Source organism: Saccharospirillum sp. MSK14-1, from assembly GCF_003054965.1.
Taxonomy (GTDB): domain Bacteria; phylum Pseudomonadota; class Gammaproteobacteria; order Pseudomonadales; family Natronospirillaceae; genus Saccharospirillum.
Window position 1 is genome coordinate 1 of record NZ_MIES01000018.1, and the last position, 1,221, is coordinate 1,221.

Annotated in this window: 1 protein-coding gene and 1 pseudogene; both read left to right on the forward strand. The window is 35.6% G+C overall.

The window, feature by feature from the left end; translation table 11 throughout:
• A pseudogene (locus tag BGP77_RS02870) lies at positions 1 to 311 on the forward strand (ATP-binding cassette domain-containing protein); the annotation flags it as partial.
• Positions 312 to 366: 55 nt separating this feature from the next.
• Positions 367 to 1,221, forward strand: an 855-nt coding sequence (locus BGP77_RS02875; protein WP_108163237.1) for an Mph(E) family macrolide 2'-phosphotransferase, incomplete at its 3' end; no start/stop codon positions are given.

Consider the following 1,221-nt stretch of genomic DNA (forward strand, 5'->3'; position numbering starts at 1 on the left):
GTGCAGTATTGGCTTCAATGGGGATCGGAGCGAATGATATTCAAAAAAACTTATCCGACTTATCGGGAGGTGAAATCATCAAACTGCTTTTATCCAAAATGCTTTTAGGAAAATATAATATTTTGCTTATGGATGAACCAGGAAACTATCTTGACCTAAAAAGTATTGCCGCATTAGAAACAATGATGAAGTCCTATGCAGGAACTATTATCTTCGTATCTCATGACAAGCAATTGGTCGATAATATTGCTGACATTATCTACGAGATCAAAGACCACAAAATCATCAAGACTTTTGAGAGAGATTGTTAATGATAGCCAATCTAATCCGAACATTAATTATTGAACTCTTTAAAGGAAATTAAAAATGACAATTCAAGATATTCAATCACTTGCTGAAGCACACGGCTTGTTGCTTACGGACAAAATGAATTTCAATGAAATGGGCATTGATTTTAAGGTCGTTTTTGCTCTTGATACAAAGGGGCAACAATGGTTGCTGCGTATTCCTCGTCGTGATGGCATGAGGGAACAAATCAAGAAAGAAAAACGCATTTTAGAATTGGTAAAAAAACATCTTTCTGTAGAGGTTCCTGATTGGAGAATTTCATCTACAGAATTAGTGGCTTATCCCATACTTAAAGATAATCCTGTTTTAAATTTGGATGCTGAAACCTATGAAATAATTTGGAATATGGACAAAGATAGCCCGAAATACATAACATCTTTGGCAAAAACCTTATTTGAAATCCATAGTATTCCTGAAAAAGAAGTTCGGGAAAATGATTTGAAAATTATGAAACCTTCAGATTTAAGACCTGAAATAGCAAACAATTTGCAGTTAGTAAAATCTGAAATTGGTATAAGTGAGCAATTGGAAACCCGCTACAGAAAATGGTTGGATAATGATGTTCTATGGGCAGATTTCACCCAATTTATACATGGCGATTTATATGCTGGGCATGTACTAGCTTCAAAGGATGGAGCTGTTTCAGGCGTTATTGATTGGTCAACAGCCCATATAGATGACCCAGCGATTGATTTTGCTGGGCATGTAACTTTGTTTGGAGAAGAAAGCCTCAAAACTCTAATCATCGAGTATGAAAAACTAGGGGGTAAAGTTTGGAATAAACTATATGAACAGACTTTAGAAAGAGCAGCGGCCTCTCCTTTGATGTATGGTTTATTTGCCTTAGAAACTCAAAATGAAAGCCTTATCGTT